Genomic DNA, 17,965 nt, shown 5'->3' on the forward strand with positions numbered 1-17,965 from the left:
GAGCACGAAGCGGGAGAGAGAAGATACCTTTTATCATTAGGGCGGTTTCAATCGCCGTGTCGGTGTATTGAAACCCTCGACCTCTCTTGCCGTGATGGGTCATACATTTCCAGGCTTTCACCGCTGAATCGTCAATCCAAAAAGTAACCCCGCCACGCTGACAGAGTGCTTGGTTGTATGCTCTCCAGTTCGTGATTTTAGCTTTCGACTTACCCATTTTTGTATCCCAACAATCATTCTCAAAAGATCAGATCGTAAGGATGGAAAAAGGTTCAATCGATTTGGGCAACAACGCCATATCGATGTACAAAAAATCGTTCGGTGAACACACACAAAATCAGCCTTTGCTAGTACATTTTTGGACAGGAATGAACTAGAAATAATATTTATACGCCTCTAATTCTGGTGAAATAATCTAGGGGAAATCACGTTATGCTGAATGAGGAAACGGAGAGTATATCACTGTTGACATACTCCCCTCTCTGATTGGGTTACTAAAGTTCTTTCCGAGTAATTATAGCTCCGTTGCAAAGTTTAGCGAAGAGCTGATTTTACAGGTAATTTGTAGATTAGAAGCTAAATTGGCTTTCTATTAGGCGTATTTCTCCTAGATGCTTCGAGCATACATCTAAAATTTGCATTGGCCTTTGCGAAACATCTGCATCACATTTACAGTACCAACGCACCGCCCATAAGATGATGTCGCCAGTAAAATGGCGACTTTTGAAGTCAGGCATCATTAGCTCCTGCTGCTATTTTTAATCAGTGTGATTCACATGGCTAACTTTGCAACGGAGTCCACAATAGAATTGGATACCTCAATTTTGGCGCTGCCTCTGCCAGCTTCGATATTCTGATGGGCTCATACCAACCTGCTTGCTAAAAAGACGACGGAATACTGATTCATCGGTATAACCTAGATCTAAAGCAATACTGCTAATTTTCTCATTGTTTGTGTAGAGTAAGGTTTTTGCCATATCCATGCGGATACGGTCCATAAATGTTTTTGGCGATTCTCCCGTCAACTGTTTTAATCGACGGTGTAGGGTTCGCTCAGACACAGACAAGATACTGGCCAACTCAACTGTATTTAATACTTGGCTCAAATTCTGCCGAACTTTTTGTTCTGCATGAAGGACAAATGGATCTGTCGACGTCAAGTGCCCTTGAAGTATATAGCGCTCCTGAGAATTAGGTATCGTGTCCAGCACCGCAAAATCTGCGGCTCGATTGGCCACATTACAACCCGCCAAGGAGCGCATTAGTCGTAAACTAATATTGGCCCAAGATAGCGGGCCCGCTGAAGTTATGATATTGCCATCTTGAATTAATGAACTCCCCCAAGCAGTATTGGCCAAAGGGAAGCGCTTAGTCAGCTCGTAATGTAGCCACCAAGTAGTAGTGCAACGCCGTTTATTAAGCAACCCGGCTTCACCCAATACAAATGCACCACTGCAGGAACCACCTAATAATGCTCCGTGCTCATATTGACGTTTTAGCCAACTTTGACAAGCCCCATCGGTCATTTGATTCGGAGGCAGGCCCTTGGCACAAGTCGCAAATCCGGGAATCAAAACTCCGTGACAATGATCAATATCCTGAAGAGCGCAATCAGGCTTAAAGGTTCTACCTTGTCCATCGACGATATCGCGGCCATCCAGACTTGCGATGACAATCCTTGGCTCCCATAAATCAGACACTTTGTTACCTTCATCAGGGCCTTTTTCAGAATTGAGTGGAGAGTGTATATCGCAGAGATTGGGAATTGCCAACATGTCAGCAATTCCCATCAAAGCCGAGGGTAACGCTTTATTGAAGGCCATAATAACCAAGGTATGACTACTCATAATAATTTATATCCAAAACATTTATTTTAGGAAAAATGTGCCAAAGCACCTCAATCCGCCACGTTAAAATCTGATTGTAAGTCATGACTCAAGCTAGTTAAATTCAGGTATAACCACAGGTCCTTCACTTATAAATGAGGGGGTAGTGTCTAACTCATTAGGTCCACTTTAGTTGACCAGAACAGTAATCGGTACTTTTATTGAAAGAGAGTACTATTACTGAATCAACCACTTGGCATCACGACCTACAAACCAGTTGTCGTAGGAAAGCTATAACTTGGCGAGTTACGCACGGTTTCTGTCTGGTTTTGCCCTTTTTTATATTCAGGGTATTGCTTTATAGTAGACAACTCCTTAACGAACATCGGACAACACTCATGATACAGGTAAATAAAGCAATTTTAGGAAAAATTGAAGTAAAACCAGAATATTCTGATGATATGGAAGCCTTGTTAAAAAGCCTCATTGAGATTGCAAACCAAGAATCAGGAACTATCACTTGGTTTGCTTTTAAAATAAGTGATACCCATTTTGGGATTTTCGATACTTTTGTCAACAAAGAAGGACGCCAACGTCACTTGAACGGTGATATTGTGAAGACCCTGCTGAGCACGGCAGACACATGGTTTTCGAAAGCACCAGATATTTCAATGGCCGATGTACTAGCAGCTAAATTAAATTAAAAAGTAAAACATGGAAGGAGATCGTTAGGTTTCCATTTCAACTAGTTGGGTGACAATACAATTTAGCCTAGACTCCGATGTGTACAAAATACGTATCGTTTGAATCCATAGACACCTAATCAAAGTATAGTCAATGAACTTATAGATTCTGTCACCAACAATAATATTAGCTAAAATGCAGTATTATATATGAACACTCCGTATCGCCCCTAGAAGATAACCGCAATAGAAGTTGTTCTAGTTATACCCCAGGTGGCTATTCAGGAAAAATAAATAATGGATTATTTTTACAGGTATAACTTTGTTCTGAAGGTTATATCACTAGATATAAACTGACAATAATCGACACAAACAGTTAACTCGTAGTTCCTTTACATTTATATGTTGTAGGTAGCTAAAGTAAGGACGTTCTGACTCGATATTTATTAGAAAGGCTTACAATATGACTACAACTTCAACTACGCTTCCGAAAAAAGAATCGATAACAAATAAGTACTTTATGGCTTTGTTGATAATATTCGTGGTGCCATTATCAGGACTAAGTACTGATATCTTTGTTCCGGGATTACCAGATATCAAAAATTTCTTTGATGTTTCAGACAGCTCTGTGCAGCTATCTATTACATCTTATATTTTTGGCTTAGGGCTGATGCAATTAATCGCTGGGTCGATTTCTGATAGTTTTGGTCGAAAAAAACCTTTTTCACTTGCGACAACAACGTATTTATTGGTGAGTTTTCTTATCCCACACGCGTCATCAATAGAACAAGTTACTGGTTTGCGATTCTTACAAGGGGCAATGACTGCTATGATGATCGTACCGATGCGTTCGGTCATTTCTGACCTATTTTCTGGTAAAGAATTTCAGAAAATAATGACCTATGTGGCATTTAGCTGGACGCTAGGCCCTGTTATTGCACCTTTTATTGGTGGCTATTTAGTCCATTATTTTGGATGGCAGGCAAGCTTTTATTTCTTGTTTTGTTACACGCTCATAGTATTCACATTGATCATGATCAATATACCTGAAACCACACAAAACTATCACAAGTTCAATGTTAAATCTATCGTTGGCCAGTATACATCAATATTGACTAACCGAGATTTTACTGTTTCAGCCGTCACCAACGGATTACTTTATTCTATTATAATACTATTCATTTCCACATCACCGTTTTTGTTAAAAAACAACCTACATTTCTCTTCAGTCGAATATGGATACCTAGCTTTGGCACTAGGCGCTTCACTTTCAATTGGAAGCCTTGGCAATCGTTATTTGATGAAGTATTCTCTGGAATTAAGGTTGAAAGTTGGCTTGGCAATCCTGACTATAGTGAGCCTTTCCTTCCTCATATTTGGGGCGCTTTTTCCGTTATCTACTTACCTAATAATGATACCAATTTCTATCATTTATATGGTTATTGGAATGCTACTGACTTCAAATATGACGTTTGCCTTGTCCCTATTCCCCCAAATGGCCGGTGTCTCTAATGGACTATTTAGTGCGTTCATTTTCATTTTTACATCTTTTGTCTCTATCATTAGTGTGTATTTTGAAAGCAATGGTTTGCTACCTCTTAGCCTAAGCATTTTCATACTATCCTTGTTAATCGTTTCTATTCAAAGACTGAAGATAACTTAGCTAGACTAATTGACTTCCAGGTAACCCTTTGGCGTCGATGTGATAGTCTTTACTATTCTGGCCTGTCGCCACTTTCTTGAAGCCAAAAAACTAGGCAAACAAATAGCAGATATTAACGAGTCATACGCACTCTAAATTCCAATATAGAGTGTGTATAACCTCCACTCATACAAAGTTATCAACGGATAATTTTAGCCTGAAGAAGCGCAACAATAGCCACCCCGTTAGCGGGTGTTGCGCTTTAAATAACGTGAAATGTATCATATCACTCCTCAAGATAAACCTTCACTTGTTGGTAAGCATTCATATGCAAACCAACATGCCCATCCGCAATCCTGTCAAAGGGATATACGAGTACTTGGGACACATTGCCACGAACGGCATTGTAGTCAGCATATGTAGGTTTAGGGATTTCATTAACATAACCGCCACGACCTACAATGGTATCTCCTGTAAAGAGTACATCTTTCCATAGATACATTGCACTCCCTTGCGTGTGTCCGGGCATATGAATTGCCTTGAATTGTTCTCCGTCTATTTCAATCACATCTCCGTCTTTGAATTCTTTCAAGTGCCGAGGTGAATAAGGTTGTGGACTCATCATAAAAGTAGACATTCTTGCCATCCACCCTTTTGCTTTAGCCTCGCCCTTTAGGAGTGGCCCTTCGCCGGGAGCAATATAGACAACGGCGTCAGGAAAGAAAGGTAACCCTCCGGTATGGTCAAAATGACCATGTGTAATTAAAATTGCATGCACTTTCCGATCACCAATTTCTTCCTTCAGCGCCTTTGCGTCCGAATCCCATCCAGAATCAATTAAGGCAACCCCCGTCTGGGTGGGAATAACCCATGTAAATGAGCCTCCTGCGTCGATACCGACAAGATTCTTTCCGTCGATTCGGTCTGCTTGCGCAATAGGCAAACGGGATGCAATTGGTGCCATAAAGCCAATGATCAACATAAGAACTACGCTGAAAGAGATCCAAATTATTTTCTTTCTACTCATGGTAACGCCTCAGTACCTACATATTTCAGGGTTTATAATATTAGGATAGCAGGGATTGGTAAGACCCTAGATCTCTATACATATAAGCTAATTCCTTAAGTGGTTAACCCAACTCATGTAGCGTAGTTAATTTAGCCGATTTTTCGGATTACCTTAAGCCGGCCAAACTTAGCTTTAATAAGCCCATCACGTTGTAGGACTGAACAGGAAAGGAGCAGTAGTTGCCTACTTAGTAGGACAGTCAAAAGTGAGTTAGCTGTGACGATTCCACAATTAATTCTGAAATAATTTGTCAAGGTTGGGAGGAGTGAGATTGTTAACTTTAAATATCTCATGCAACCGACCGTTCATATATATTTCTTTAGTCCCTTCAACATAAAGCTCTAAAATTTTCTTACCTCGTTCATTTCTTGGAGCAATCATATATTTCAGCGTCGGCGATTTTGGTTGTTTCAAAGTCCTTAAGTAAAGCTTCTGTACTACCGTAGTAAGCTGCACTACTCATACCAGCCTGCCATGTTTACTATACGCGGATTGTTTTTTCTTAAGCCGGATATGGCACAACTCCAGTACAATACCAAAGGCCATCGCGAAATAGACGTACCCTTTGTTAACGTGAATAGCAAAACCTTCGGCCATCAGTAGCCCACCAAGTAGCACTAAAAACAGCAGCGCCAGTGTTTTAAAGCCAGGGTAGCGGCTGACCAAGTTATTGATCTTCTCTGCTGTCAATATCATGACCACCGCCGAAGACAAGATCGCTAAAACCATGATAGGTACTTCACTCGTCAATCCAACAGCCGTAATCACCGAGTCCATTGAAAACACGGCATCGACAGCCACAATCTGTAGCAATACGACTGCAAGCCCAGTTCGGAGGTGAGTAGAATGTGTGTCTTCATGGTGTGCTAGCCAAGACCACAGCTCCTTGAGACTTTTCATCAACAAGAACGCACCACCAGCGATCATAATCAAATCACGACCAGTAAAGCTCGCTGACATAATTTCTAGCAGAGGCTGTGTCAGTGACATGACCCACGAGATAGAAAAAACCAGTACGATACGCGCCATAACAGCTAATGAAATACCCAAGTTACGGGCTAATTTTCTTTGATAAGCGGGCAAGCGTTCACAAAGTACGGAAATGAACACAACATTATCGACACCGAGTACAACTTCCAGTGCGAAAAGCGTGGCAAAGATAACCCAAGTCTCGGGTTGCATGAAAAGTTCTAACATAAAATAGCCTCCTCGGATGAAGAAGCCGGAGAAATGGTCAGTCGACTATCGGGGTCGTCCATTTAAGTTTTTTTACCTCTATTACTTAGGGATCAACAGTAAATCACTCACAGAGGTGATTCGCAATAGCGGTGTTTGTAACAAATAGTAAAAGAGAGATCTCGGTAGGAATAGAGCGATAGACACAACGAAGTCGCTGTGGAAAACCTGCTCAGGAAAGATCACTTGTAGAGTTTTTATGGGGAATAAACTGCCCTAACCCTCTCGAAGTTAGGGGCGTATGCAAACAAGCCGAGGTAAACTTCATTTCTGTATACTTGTCATCACGCCATAAAGTGAACGTGCTTGATTGAATAAGCTAGCCTCAACCTTACCTAGCGAAAAATGGATACTCTGGCCTTGAATCCAGAGCCCTGCTCTTAGCTCGCTTGTTGTAAATCTGCCGGAAGCAACTCTGCAACAATTCGTTTTAACAAAAAGGTTTCCCGCTCAATCGACATGCCTTTTTTCTTGCTATTAGCGATAGTTTTCTCATTGTGGGCAATCGCATCAAAAATATTCATCCACACAGGTCTCATGCCATTATTTTTCTCATGCGCTTCCAAGCGGGTTTCCCCTAATTCGGAATCAATGCGACAGACGAAACAATAAGATTCCATGTGCATGATATCGTAATCCGATTTATACCAAGGACGGTATTCTTCATAAATACCAAACGCCTGAATATCGTGAACGTTTTTCGCACCTGTTTCTTCTTCCAGCTCGCGAATTAGCCCCGCAATCGTCTCCTCCCCTTCATCAATGCCACCGCCGGGTAAGGTATAATCATCGTAACGCTCAGTGTAGAGCATCAAGATATTGTCTCCATTCAAAATGATGCCGCGCGCTGCTTTGCGATAGAAGCTACTGCCACTGAGATCGGTCAAATCGGGATGAATTGAAGACTGCAACAAACGCATAGATGAACTAGAAGACATAATATAAGGCCTAAAAAGTGAACAAGTTTTAAGGCCGGCTATTCTATCTGATTGAAAGTGAATTACCAACTTTCACCATACTAGGCCATATTCTTCTCTTTCTTCCGCTCAGCATTCTGCACATAAAAGCGCGCAAAAAACACCCCAATTTCAAATAAAAAACACATCGGCACTGCTAGCATAGTTTGAGACAACATATCGGGCGGGGTAAGAAACATCCCCACGACAAACGCGCCCACTATAATGTACGGCCTTTTTTCACGTAACGCATCCGGGGTGGTCACACCCGTCCAGCACAGTAAAATGATGGCTACTGGCACTTCAAACGCGACGCCAAAGGCCATAAAAATAGTCAACACAAAATCAAGGTAGCTCGTAATATCAGTCGCATATTCCACACCACCGAGCGATATAGCAGTAAAAAAGTGGAATACAATGGGTAACACCAAGTAATACGCGAAGGCCACGCCGATATAAAAAAGCAGTGAACTTGATATTAATAAAGGCGTTACCAAGCGCCTTTCATGCTTGTATAGCGCCGGCGCAATAAATGCCCATAATTGGTATAAAATAAATGGCACACTAATAAATACCGACGTCACTAATGTAAGTTTGAGTGGCGTAAAGAATGGAGATGCCACACTTGTCGCGATCATATTCGCCCCACTAGGCAATCGATCGATTAAAGGGGCAGAAACAAAATTATAAATATTATTGGAAAAATACACTAGACCAACAAATACCACCATCACTGCGGTTATCGATTTTAATAATCGGCTGCGCAGTTCAATAAGGTGGTCAAGTAACGACTGAGACTTGTCCGAAGACGACATACTATATACTCTAAAAAACCAAGCACTATGCTTTTTCTGCATAGTGCTTGTAATGGAGAAACACTAATCCTTAGCTAAAAGACGTAAATAGGCTCATTAATAGCCAGCATATCAGTCACAAGTTACTGAGAATCATGCTCACTAGCTTGTAATTGATGATTGCCAGATTGACGAGCGTAAGGACGCTGTACCTCTTGCGTGACTTGCTTCAATTCATCAGAAGAAGATTTCAACTGCGAAGACAAGTCTTCCGTGATCACCTTTTCCGCTTTACGAACGCTTTCCTGCAGTTCCTGAACGTTAAGTTCGTCAGCGACTTCCTGCTTAATATTGTTCGCCATTGATTTGGCCGTCGCTACAAACCTTGCCACACTGCGAATAGCATGAGGCAAGCGTTCTGGACCAAGCACGACAAGCGCGACCACAAACACTAATACCAGTTCACCAAAACCGACATCAAACATAATTAAGCAAGATCTTTATCTTTTTTGCCCGTCAGATCAGATTCCGATTGGTTCTGATTAGCGTTCAGGTTTTTTGCTTCAAAGTCAGCATCTTTTGTTTGAGAACCTGTCTTCGATTTAGACTCTTCATCGCCCATTGCTTTTTTAAAACCTTTGATTGCTGCGCCGACATCACTACCAATCGTGCCCAGTTTTTTTGTACCAAACAACATGACCACAATTAATGCAATGATCAACAATTGCCAAATACTTACTCCACCCATTTTCATTTCCTCTTTAATTAAAAATATATTCTTACAGCATTTATCTAGAATAGACATACCGATTGCAATAATCGCAGCCGGTACATTTACTGACCTTTGGATTCAAATTACATTCAGCCCAACTTCCCCCACCCTTCTGTAAAGGCAACAGCAGTCATAAAAGCGCCAGCCTCAAAGACAAGTGCGGCGACAGCCATATACATTGCTGCTTCTTCATCTTCTTCACCCAAAGTTGCCTCTAATGCTTCAAATATATTGACTAATGCATCGAGCCCTGTACAAGCGAAAATCTTCTGCGCCTCGTGCTGCTCTTCTTTTTCTTCAATACCGTTATACTTGATAGCTGCATCTATAACTAGCGCTACTTTAATAGCCAAACAAGCGATATTGTATTTAGCGAAGGTGGATTCATGCTTGTGGAATCGAGCATATACCGATATAAGCAATAAAAAAGCATTGCTAAGCGGCATCAATTTAAATGAGATAGGTAAATTAGATGTGTCAATCATGAACATTTCACAGGAATTGGTCCACAATTGGCAAAAAGTCATTAGAATCTTAGGAATCGTCGCTTTACCTTCCGTCGCTACATCTAGAGCAACACATATTACATTCGCTGCGCCGAATACGTAGAAAAAGTATTTTAATGTATCTTCAAGCCCCCCACCTTCTTCCTCTTCTTCAGAAAAAGTAACTAAATTAGTGGGTTTAGGCCCATTACCATAAACTGAGCGGAGAGACTTCCCGAAAGCTGCTGCATACATAGTATGAGCACCAAACGCTCCGACAAAACAAAGTACATCTTCTATCGTGAAATCTATGCCAAATAACTTGAGCAACCAACCAATAAAAGGAACTTCTGTTTTCAGCATTGATGATATACCGTCAACCGTTGATTGAGCTTGGCCAGCCATCAAATCCACAATCCCGTTTACAGAGTCGGCGGATCCAGCAATCAGCTTTTCTGCTTCTACCAACATGTCACCGGCACAACCGAAGCTAAACCCTTTTCCCATCATTGATATCAGCGAACTTATTATGCTTTTGCTGTCACCGAGCTGGAGATAGTCACTCGTTTCTTCAGTGTCATTCCCCCCAAGACTAGGAATGGACAATTGTAATTTCTTGCCGCCCGACGGGTTCTTTTCTGCGTCAGAATGAAACTTATTTAAAGCGTAATTATGTACAGAGCTATTGCCTGAAGAGTTGGAGTTCTTTGGAGAAGTGCTCTGCCTAACCTTATCAGCCACCGTATCAATTGTGCTTGTGTCGGAGCTATCATGCCCTGCAACAACACCTTTAATATGAGCGGCTGCTTGACTACAGTCTCCAGAAAGCTGATCCATGTGTTGGTTGATATAACGTTTAGCACTGCGTGTCAGTGCCAAAATATCCGCGAATTCCAATAATAGTTTGATGAATGCGATAATTCCCTTAACCACATCACCAATAAACTTGGCCACCTTGGTCATCACGGCGTAAACAGTTTTAGCAATATGCTCAACCGTATCCATCACAAACTTAATGGCCTTTTCCACACCGTTTTCGATGTAATGAAAAGCGGCAGATACCACGTCACCAAACTCCATGGTGACTTTGGTAATGGTTCGTGCCACACCATTAATAACCGCTTTCACGCCATGAGCGATACTGTGAATGATATGGCTGAAAGTGTGACCAATGCTGTGGAATATTCCTCCTAGCGCCATAGCCTGCAAGTTAGAAGAACTGACTTGACCAACTTCCCCTGTCTCTAAGTCAATCGTCCAGCTTCCGCTCGCCTGAACCATTAATTTATTATTGCTCGCACCAGCGATATAGCTGATCTGGTTCAGAGGGTTTACCTTGAAAGCAGTACTGCTTGCTCGCAGCATAGAGGAACTTGGCGGCGTGTTACTGCGCGTAGACATTTGCTGTCCGGCACCACGTAACACTTCGGCAACGCCGTTGGCCTGCTCATTGGGGACACTATCATCGATTAACTTGGCGTCACGCAACTTTTGAGTCGTTGTATGGCTCTCATCCGCCATGCGCTTGTTAGCATCAACATCCGCACTGAGCGTAAACCAATCATAATCAGCCCCTTTCGTGCTGAGCAAAATGCGATCACCAGCAAGAGAGTTATCATCAGCATAAATGCGAGCGTATAGAGTTGGCGCTGTCATGTCTGTGGCTCGCGAAGACACCACCACACGGCCCATACTGTTGGTTGCTATCACCACTGAGTGTTCACGGCTGACAGTATGGGCATACCCATGATGGTTATCGATCAAGCGACATGGGCGTGAACTGCGAATCTCTACCTTCACTCCGGCTGGCACCGGACAGCCATTGCTGTCTAATACGTTAAGCTCACCGTGATAAAAAGTATCTGTGATCTGTTTTTGGCCCGCTTTCACATTGGCGTCTATCTCAGCCTGCGACATCGGTACCACTAACTGCTCTTCATGAGTTGTGAGGGTATACTTGTCTTGTGAAACGAGTGTTGTTACTTGTTCATTACCCTGCTGTTTGAACGTAACTCCGCTGTATTCACCATTTGATATAGGTGGCACCGCAACACCAAGTAAGTTCTTACTGTCTGGATACCAATGATGTTTTAGATACCCGCCATTCATTAAAAATTCAGATTCAAAACACCCTATTTGATTTAAATAGCTTGATGGAACAAACGAGCTAGTAATAGAGCTGTCATCTTCTCTCTCTCTAAACTGTCCCAAGCGATAGGTATCTTTATTTTGGCAATGGGCAACAATCGAATAAAGACCATCGTTATTGATCTGCCGGTGAAGGGTTTTGACTTCACCCTCAAGATCCGTTCCTCTTACTAAACTCGTCACATTAATTGAGCTAGCTATAGGTTTACTTGGTTGCTTGCCTAACTTATTGTAATATTGCGCGCCACTCCCGCTAGATTTCTGTGTCGTATACCGAATTGCATTGTAGGAACTGTTTCCTTGCATCATGACTAAGCTAGGATGACCATTGTCGTCTTGACACGTATAGATGATATCGTGAGTATACGGGTCAGATTTAGAAGACCAAGCCACCGAGTTGTTGTCCCCCCATCCAGTTGTTCCACCTGGCAGCCAAGTAAATGTATAGGTGTCAGTAGCGTAGTCAGCTTCAGTTAACTTGACACATTTCATATTGAACTGGTCGTAGGAAATCTTACTGTCTGGGAAGAACTGCTCTAGCGAATATGGGTTCGACATTTTGAGACAAGCACTACCGTTAGCCACATCGCTTAGATCGCCAAACGTCAAGACACACATTTTACCCGTGCCATCAGCCGTCACAATATAGGGATAGTCACCAACCAATATATGACTAAATACACCAAAATAATGATTAAAAGCTTGCCAACCAGAGTCCTTAATATCCGTCTCCGCGCCAGGCTTTACTAGGGTTCTCTTGGTACGATAATGAATTTGCATCATGTTTGTTTTATAAACAAGAACACTTATCATTGCTTCGACGGTGTACCCTTCAGCATCAACCCAGCCATTTTTAGGGTGGCTGTAAGCAAAATTTCGGCAATCTTCTACTTTAGTCCCTGCCCAGATTGGCGCTACTATATCCGTCGTATATCCGTGCCCAGATTGCAAATTCCGATGCCTATGTGTGATGAATCCGCTTTGTTCAAGCGAAATCAGTTCCATCTGAATAGGGTTTGGCTGGGCTACCTCTTCACCTTGCTCTGTTTCAACATATGGCATGGGGTGAGCGCCATAAACAACGTGATGATGCCCTTCAAAATTAGAAATCTCACCACCTGTTTTCAATAACAGTTGGTCATCAATAAGTTCGCCAGATAGGGTGATGCTTGCTGGCTGCGCCATCAGAGTCTTTTCTTCTTCGGTAAGCTGTAAAGCGGGATCTTTCACTTCATAGATACGGTTTTCATTTGCCCAAGCAGAAGGTGCTAGGCCACTATTTACCACAGCGGCAAGGGCAGTCAGCTTTCCCGCAGCCCCCAAAAATTGGCGACGAGAGACAATATAATCAAAGCTTTTAAGTTGCTTATCGAGTAATTTTTCGTTCTTTATTATTTTTTTTAGGCGCGCAGAGAGCCTGTGTCTTAACTGGAAGACACTAGATGACGTTGACATGATTTTCTTATTTATATTTCGTTAGATAGATAAAGTAATCTGGATGAATACCAAAGAGATTTTAGTATTGATTAAAAGTCAACCTATCCTGAACAAGGATTGGTTTACTCTCATTAATTGGGTGGATCTCGAATTTAAGGTCATCATATTTTTGACCACCGCCAGCAGTAGAGTCTCCTGCTACAACGCGATTGCTATAACGCATTAAATGAGCATTAGATGCCGTCATTATGGTGACATCGTTACCACCATGTGGGATAAATGACAGCTCTTGATCGCGCCCTGTTTCAGAAGTATTAGGGGATAGATGTGCATCTAAATATCGAATGCCAACTTTATGGCCATTAACCGTTTTGGTGCCTCCCCCGTCCATAGTATCAAGCACACTAATCCATTTACCTGCCGATGTATGATATTGGGTATTCTGATAAAGTTTCACTTTCCCACTATCAAGTATTTTGACAATGAATTTTTGAAACCCTGAATTCTTATTGAGTCCTTTTAGGTAGACTTTTACATCATCATTTTTATTGTTTGGATTGTATTCTAAATAAAGGTTTTGAGTGGAAACTCGAACCAAGTCACCATCATGAATAACTAGTGAGTCCGAAAGCACAAGCGTTTTCGCCATGTTAAGCCTTAAGTAATGTTCTGCATGCTATTATTTGAGGGGCGCGAATGATAGGTTACAAACCTTTACATTTCCATAGTCAATATGTCATGATTTTGTTAATTGTCGTTTAACACAACAAGGCAACTAATTTTAGCGGCACTCCTACGTTGAATTTATTGTGTTATTTGTGCTGAGGAATTATCGCTTCTGTTCATCCAACATAGAATAAATACGCTGTAAGATCATTAGGAATACCTGTTTGCACAGATTCCAATCCCACTTGTTATACTGAGATAGGATTAGGTAACAGATAACAAAACTATGGCATTTATGTATCGATCTAAAATGGTAATCGCTTTAACGATTTTGCTTTATGCCAACTTCACATCCGCATCGACTATCTTAGCGAGTTGCATCGAAAAAACTCCGCCGTTTTGCTATCAGTCGGAGGGGAAACCTCAGGGCTTTCTGGTTGATATTTTGAGTGAGATTTCCAAAAGGATGAGCGTAGATATAATCATCACCCCGCTACCCGCAAAACGCCTTCTCCTAAATATGAAGACCGGAGAAATCCACATCGCAATGCCAATTGTTTTCAGCAAAGACAGAGCTAACCACATCCATTTTCTTTCTTCGACCGTAATGACTGTACGTATGGGATTGTATGGTTTTGAGAAAAATCGATTTAATTTTCAAAGAATTGAAAACTTATTTGGTAAGACAATCGCAATACGAAATGGGTATTATGTCAGTAAAGCTTATACGTCTGCTGTAGAAGCGGGGAAAATCAAAGTCGTGGTAACGAAATCCGATGAGCAACTGATTCAACTCGTTAGCAAAGAGCGCGTCAAATACGTTTTGATGCCAAATGTTTCGTTTGCAAAGTACGCCGCATCCAGTGAAATCGTCCGCTATGGAGTACTCGGTAAGCCCATAGGTACGAAAGTTGGGGTTTCTAAACAAAGCTGGTTATATAAAGACCACCATAGGGTTGATGATGCTTTTCTCGACATGATTCACGATGGAACCTTAGCAAACTTGGAAAAAAAATACGGAATACATTAATTTAAATTCAATCTATGACATGACATTAACCTCCCCAAACGACAAAATAATAACCGCCCGATTTAAGGGGCATTCCAACCAGTCGAAGAAATAGCGGTCAGGTGTGATGGTCTATGCTTAAATCGTTAAACACGATTTCGAGCTAATCAGCATGACCTTTTGTAAACACCTAGATCAAAACTGTCGCGGCAATAGAGCATGGCGAAACAAAGTCATGCGCGCTGGCTTATTTATCGCTCTCATAACCGTCAACGCATACAACCTCAATGCAGAAGAATTGAAAATTTCCACTCCTAGCTTCGCGCCAGCTGGATTTATCGATGAAGATGGCAAACTCAAAGGGATGCTCTATGAAGTTGCAAATGAGATAATGGAAAACGCAAATATCAATTATATCAACGTACTTAAACCCTACCCTCGTATTTTGCTCGAGCTGAAAAATGGTAGCACCGATATATCAATCTTATACAGCAACAAACAACTGGAAGGGAATGTGAACAAAATCGTTGTCGTTTATACCGACAGTAACGTGATTGTAGGTAAACCAAGCTTAGTTATTCGATCCCTCTCTGATTTACACGGCCGAAAGGTCGCAACGGTAAGGAACGCAAGTTATTCAACAGAGTTTGATTCAGATAGTAATATCATTAAAGTCAATGTCAAAAACTACCGGCAAAGCGTCCTCATGTTGCTTAAAGGTCGAGTCGACGCGTTAATTGGTGGCTCCGTCGCTATCTATCATGAGCTCAGCAACATGGGGTATGATTGGCAGGTGCTAGGCTCTCCGTACGTTGTCAGCACTAAACCTGTATGGTTACTTCTGTCCGCCAAAAACGACAACCAACAGTTAGTCGGCAAGTTACGCCGCTCAGTCAGAGAACTCAACCAACGCGGAGTGATTCAAAACCTTATTATAAAATACTCTGGCAGGAATCACTTAGTCACTTTCGAATAATTATCCGCCAAGCAATTACCAATACTTTTCGCCAACGACATTATTCGCCAATGACATTAGTTACACCGCTCAAAGCTCGCCATCTCAAGACAGTAACGCTAAGTGACGCAAAATAATCACAAATGCTGCCCAAGTCTATTCGTAAGCCTTTAGGAGCCTGTGCCCACAAAAAAATCACGTATTCGACGAGCAACATTTGAGCTTTACACTAACCTCTAACGATAAAATGTTCTTTGCAATGCCAATTCCAGGCCACGAATTTCCGCCAGCCCTTTTAAGCGACCGATGCATGAGTAGCCTGGGTTGGTCTGCTTATTGAGATCATCAATCATTTGGTGGCCATGATCTGGGCGCATAGGGATTAACCGCATGTCACCCGCTTGCTTGCGGCGAGACTCTTCTTTTAATAACGCATTAATGACGTTATACATATCAACATCGCCTTCAAGGTGTGCTGCCTCATGGAAACTGTGTTGATTCTCTTCGCGTTGAGTCGAGCGCAAATGCGTAAAGTAGATGCGTTCGCCAAAGGTTTCGATCATTTTAACCAAATCGTTGTCGCCTCGTACTCCGTAAGAGCCCGTGCACATGGTGATGCCATTCATTTTGCTTGGCACGGCTTCGGTAAGTGCTTGAATATCTTCAATAGTAGAGACAATTCTTGGCAAGCCTAAAATTGGTCTTGGGGGATCGTCTGGGTGGACTGCCAGCTTCAAACCAAACTCTTCACAGATTGGCATAAGCTCTTGTAAGAACAAAACCATGTGTGCGCGCAACTTGGCTTTATCGATGCTTTGATAGGTATCCAAACGCGCTTGAAATTCTTCTAACGTGTAGCCTTCTTCTGCGCCGGGCAATCCTGCAATAATATTCGCCACTAGCTTATCGATTTGCGCTTGAGTCATGGTCGCGTATTTCTGCTGCGCCTGAGCTTGCTCTTCTGAATTGTAATCTTGTTCTGCGCCCGGACGTTTTAAGATAAACAATTCAAACGCCGCAAACTCAATATGATCAAAGCGCAAGGCTTTTGAACCATCAGCCAACTCGTAGGCTAAATCTGTACGTGTCCAATCTAGCACTGGCATAAAGTTATAGCAGACGGTATCGATACCGCATTGTGCTAGATTAACGAGAGATTGCTTATAATTTTCAATCCACTTTTGGTACTGGCCAGTACGCGTTTTAATCTCTTCATGGACTGGAACACTTTCAACAACCGACCACGTAAAACCTTTCTCTTCAATCAGTGCTTTTCGAGCCAAAATCTCTTCTGTGCCCCACACTTCACCATTGGTAATATGGTGCAAAGCATTCACAATACCTGTCGCGCCAGCCTGTTTAATATTATCTAACGACACGGGATCTTGCGGGCCGTACCAACGCCATGTTTGTTCCATAAGTTGTTTACCTGTTGTTGACATTCATACATTGAAATAGCCAGCGTTTGAAAGCGAGCACTGAGGGCTAACGAAATAAATAACCATCGAAATTTGGGTCGTCGACGTCCGATAAAGCCAGTAAGGTTTCTTTTACGTTTTCTAAGTGCTGCCACATTGCAGCTCGAGCGGCTTCAGGATCGCGTTTTTGCAACGCAACTAAGATAGTTTGATGATCGTCTAACCACGCTTTTTGATAGCTTTGATTGGTGATGCGGGAATGCAGTTGATGCCACATTGCGCTGTCTTCACGTTGTCGCCATAGCTGTTTCACTATGTCGCTGAGTACGCTATTTTGTGAGGCTTCCGCGATGGTAAAGTGAAACATTTTGTCGCCTTCAGTATCGCTGTGTTCAGACGCAAGATTGTCGTTTTCAGTCTTTAATGCCTGCTTAAGCTTATCGATATCGCTCTTGGTAACATTCATCGCCGCGAACCCAGCGATTTGGCTTTCCAAGACTTGGCGCGCCTGTAAAAGCTCAAACGGACCAACATCTGATGTATCTGGGGAAACGTGGCAAGATTGGATGACTGAGGACTCGGAAACAACGTATGCACCAGAGCCTTTTCGTACTTCTACCCAACCTTGCAACTCCAACATAATGATGGCTTCACGTACCACTGAGCGACTGATTTCCATTGTTTCAGATATCTCACGCTCTGGAGGTAGCCTATCGCCAAGTCGATATTGCCCAGCGCTAATCTGCTGCTGTAACTTAAGCGCAACCCGTTGATAAAGCCGTTTTGGCTCTGTGTGAGTAAAAGTCATAAACCACGTCGTTATTCATCGATACCAAATGAGTCGAGCCTAGCGATCAAAGATGTTAGGC

Annotated in this window: 16 protein-coding genes and 1 pseudogene; 4 read left to right on the forward strand and 13 right to left on the reverse strand. The window is 42.3% G+C overall.

All coding sequences use genetic code 11. From position 1 onward, the window contains the following. The 3 genes and pseudogenes from L4C34_RS18170 to L4C34_RS18180 all read right to left on the reverse strand — a co-directional run. Positions 1 to 217, reverse strand: a 217-nt coding sequence (locus L4C34_RS18170; protein WP_428788723.1) for a transposase, incomplete at its 3' end; no start/stop codon positions are given. A 418-nt stretch (positions 218 to 635) separates the two neighbouring features. Next, a pseudogene (locus tag L4C34_RS18175) lies at positions 636 to 737 on the reverse strand (IS6 family transposase); the annotation flags it as partial. 81 nt (positions 738 to 818) lie between these two features. Next, a complete protein-coding gene (locus tag L4C34_RS18180) occupies positions 819 to 1,847 on the reverse strand; it encodes a GlxA family transcriptional regulator (protein WP_428790741.1) in 1,029 nt (342 codons plus the stop codon). Between the two features lie 377 nt (positions 1,848 to 2,224). Here L4C34_RS18180 and L4C34_RS18185 point away from each other — a divergent pair, with 377 nt between their 5' ends. Continuing rightward, entirely contained in the window at positions 2,225 to 2,530 is a 306-nt protein-coding gene (locus tag L4C34_RS18185) for a putative quinol monooxygenase (protein WP_428790742.1), read from the forward strand. Between the two features lie 442 nt (positions 2,531 to 2,972). Beyond that, a complete protein-coding gene (locus L4C34_RS18190) occupies positions 2,973 to 4,172 on the forward strand; it encodes a multidrug effflux MFS transporter (RefSeq protein WP_428790743.1) in 1,200 nt (399 codons plus the stop codon). 265 nt (positions 4,173 to 4,437) lie between these two features. Here the strand turns inward: L4C34_RS18190 and L4C34_RS18195 are convergent, their stop codons facing one another. From L4C34_RS18195 to L4C34_RS18230, 8 genes are all read right to left on the reverse strand, one after another. Then, the gene (locus tag L4C34_RS18195) at positions 4,438 to 5,178 is read right to left on the reverse strand and encodes an MBL fold metallo-hydrolase (protein WP_428790744.1); all 741 of its coding nucleotides are present in this window, start codon (positions 5,176 to 5,178) and stop codon (positions 4,438 to 4,440) included. A 501-nt stretch (positions 5,179 to 5,679) separates the two neighbouring features. After that, a complete protein-coding gene (locus tag L4C34_RS18200) occupies positions 5,680 to 6,417 on the reverse strand; it encodes a TerC family protein (protein ID WP_428790745.1) in 738 nt (245 codons plus the stop codon). Between the two features lie 419 nt (positions 6,418 to 6,836). Continuing rightward, positions 6,837 to 7,376 (reverse strand): NUDIX hydrolase, encoded by a 540-nt coding sequence (locus L4C34_RS18205; RefSeq protein WP_428790781.1) that lies wholly within the window; start codon positions 7,374 to 7,376, stop codon positions 6,837 to 6,839. Between the two features lie 98 nt (positions 7,377 to 7,474). Further along, positions 7,475 to 8,227, reverse strand: a complete 753-nt coding sequence (gene tatC / locus L4C34_RS18210; protein WP_428790746.1) for a twin-arginine translocase subunit TatC — start codon at positions 8,225 to 8,227, stop codon at positions 7,475 to 7,477. Between the two features lie 122 nt (positions 8,228 to 8,349). Beyond that, positions 8,350 to 8,691 (reverse strand): Sec-independent protein translocase protein TatB, encoded by a 342-nt coding sequence (gene tatB, locus L4C34_RS18215; RefSeq protein WP_428790747.1) that lies wholly within the window; start codon positions 8,689 to 8,691, stop codon positions 8,350 to 8,352. A 2-nt stretch (positions 8,692 to 8,693) separates the two neighbouring features. After that, on the reverse strand, positions 8,694 to 8,954 hold the full coding sequence (gene tatA, locus L4C34_RS18220) for a twin-arginine translocase TatA/TatE family subunit (RefSeq protein ID WP_428790782.1): 261 nt from the start codon (positions 8,952 to 8,954) through the stop codon (positions 8,694 to 8,696). 113 nt (positions 8,955 to 9,067) lie between these two features. Beyond that, a complete protein-coding gene (locus tag L4C34_RS18225; RefSeq protein ID WP_428790748.1) occupies positions 9,068 to 13,066 on the reverse strand; it encodes a hypothetical protein in 3,999 nt (1,332 codons plus the stop codon). A gap of 61 nt (positions 13,067 to 13,127) precedes the next feature. Next, the gene (locus L4C34_RS18230) at positions 13,128 to 13,697 is read right to left on the reverse strand and encodes a hypothetical protein (protein WP_428790749.1); all 570 of its coding nucleotides are present in this window, start codon (positions 13,695 to 13,697) and stop codon (positions 13,128 to 13,130) included. Positions 13,698 to 14,024: 327 nt separating this feature from the next. Between L4C34_RS18230 and L4C34_RS18235 the strand changes: the two genes are divergently transcribed. Next, entirely contained in the window at positions 14,025 to 14,744 is a 720-nt protein-coding gene (locus L4C34_RS18235; RefSeq protein WP_428790750.1) for a substrate-binding periplasmic protein, read from the forward strand. Between the two features lie 151 nt (positions 14,745 to 14,895). Beyond that, a complete protein-coding gene (locus L4C34_RS18240) occupies positions 14,896 to 15,699 on the forward strand; it encodes a substrate-binding periplasmic protein (RefSeq protein WP_428790751.1) in 804 nt (267 codons plus the stop codon). Positions 15,700 to 15,914: 215 nt separating this feature from the next. Here L4C34_RS18240 and uxuA read toward each other — a convergent pair whose 3' ends face one another. Continuing rightward, positions 15,915 to 17,096 (reverse strand): mannonate dehydratase, encoded by a 1,182-nt coding sequence (uxuA, locus tag L4C34_RS18245; protein ID WP_428790752.1) that lies wholly within the window; start codon positions 17,094 to 17,096, stop codon positions 15,915 to 15,917. 67 nt (positions 17,097 to 17,163) lie between these two features. Further along, positions 17,164 to 17,904, reverse strand: coding sequence for an FCD domain-containing protein (locus L4C34_RS18250; RefSeq protein ID WP_428790753.1), 741 nt, complete (start codon positions 17,902 to 17,904; stop codon positions 17,164 to 17,166). Between the last annotated feature and the right edge of the window lie 61 nt (positions 17,905 to 17,965).

The sequence above is a fragment of the Vibrio profundum genome (assembly GCF_050337555.1).
In the GTDB taxonomy this organism is placed as follows: Bacteria; Pseudomonadota; Gammaproteobacteria; order Enterobacterales; family Vibrionaceae; genus Vibrio; species Vibrio profundum.

Excerpts from the sequence above, each read along its gene's own strand:
- L4C34_RS18200 (WP_428790745.1), bottom strand. The coding sequence starts at position 6,417 with ATGTTAGAACTTTTCATGCAACCCGAGACTTGGGTTATCTTTGCCACG.
- L4C34_RS18225 (WP_428790748.1), bottom strand. The coding sequence starts at position 13,066 with ATGTCAACGTCATCTAGTGTCTTCCAGTTAAGACACAGGCTCTCTGCG.
- tatA (WP_428790782.1), bottom strand. The coding sequence starts at position 8,954 with ATGGGTGGAGTAAGTATTTGGCAATTGTTGATCATTGCATTAATTGTG.
- L4C34_RS18195 (WP_428790744.1), bottom strand. The coding sequence starts at position 5,178 with ATGAGTAGAAAGAAAATAATTTGGATCTCTTTCAGCGTAGTTCTTATG.
- L4C34_RS18185 (WP_428790742.1), top strand. The coding sequence starts at position 2,225 with ATGATACAGGTAAATAAAGCAATTTTAGGAAAAATTGAAGTAAAACCA.
- tatB (WP_428790747.1), bottom strand. The coding sequence starts at position 8,691 with ATGTTTGATGTCGGTTTTGGTGAACTGGTATTAGTGTTTGTGGTCGCG.
- L4C34_RS18205 (WP_428790781.1), bottom strand. The coding sequence starts at position 7,376 with ATGCGTTTGTTGCAGTCTTCAATTCATCCCGATTTGACCGATCTCAGT.
- L4C34_RS18190 (WP_428790743.1), top strand. The coding sequence starts at position 2,973 with ATGACTACAACTTCAACTACGCTTCCGAAAAAAGAATCGATAACAAAT.
- uxuA (WP_428790752.1), bottom strand. The coding sequence starts at position 17,096 with ATGGAACAAACATGGCGTTGGTACGGCCCGCAAGATCCCGTGTCGTTA.
- tatC (WP_428790746.1), bottom strand. The coding sequence starts at position 8,227 with ATGTCGTCTTCGGACAAGTCTCAGTCGTTACTTGACCACCTTATTGAA.
- L4C34_RS18240 (WP_428790751.1), top strand. The coding sequence starts at position 14,896 with ATGACCTTTTGTAAACACCTAGATCAAAACTGTCGCGGCAATAGAGCA.
- L4C34_RS18250 (WP_428790753.1), bottom strand. The coding sequence starts at position 17,904 with ATGACTTTTACTCACACAGAGCCAAAACGGCTTTATCAACGGGTTGCG.
- L4C34_RS18235 (WP_428790750.1), top strand. The coding sequence starts at position 14,025 with ATGGTAATCGCTTTAACGATTTTGCTTTATGCCAACTTCACATCCGCA.
- L4C34_RS18180 (WP_428790741.1), bottom strand. The coding sequence starts at position 1,847 with ATGAGTAGTCATACCTTGGTTATTATGGCCTTCAATAAAGCGTTACCC.
- L4C34_RS18230 (WP_428790749.1), bottom strand. The coding sequence starts at position 13,697 with ATGGCGAAAACGCTTGTGCTTTCGGACTCACTAGTTATTCATGATGGT.